Source organism: Gemella haemolysans (assembly GCF_028308085.1).
GTDB lineage: Bacteria > Bacillota > Bacilli > Staphylococcales > Gemellaceae > Gemella > Gemella haemolysans_D.
On record NZ_JAQMFS010000015.1, the window covers coordinates 1 to 425 of the forward strand.

The 425-nt window shown below is 40.2% G+C and carries 1 protein-coding gene; it reads left to right on the forward strand.

Going from position 1 to position 425, the window contains the following annotated elements:
- The coding region (locus PNO30_RS00875; protein WP_271986815.1) for a hypothetical protein at nt 1-425 on the forward strand (425 nt) is incomplete at both ends.

Here is a 425-nt window from a genome sequence, read left to right on the forward strand (position 1 = left end):
ACTCCAGTAGTACCAACAGCTGAGCCAAAAGAAACAACTGGAAAACAAGGACAACCACAAACTCAAGAAACAGAGTCAATGTTCAAACAAGGTGATGAAGTAGCACCGATCGACAAAACTACAGTTAAACTAGTAGACCCAAGTGGAAACGAAGTAACAACAATGCCAGCTACAAAAGATGGAAAAGAAGTTGGAACATACACAATCGATCCAACAACAGGAGTAATTACATTCCAACCAAACAAAGACTTCGTAGGAACGCCAGATGCAGCGAAAGTGGTAGCTAAAGATACTAATGGAACAAAAGTAGAAACAACTTACACACCAACAGTAACTCCAGTAGTACCAACAGCTGAGCCAAAAGAAACAACTGGAAAACAAGGACAACCACAAACTCAAGAAACAGAGTCAATGTTCAAACAAGG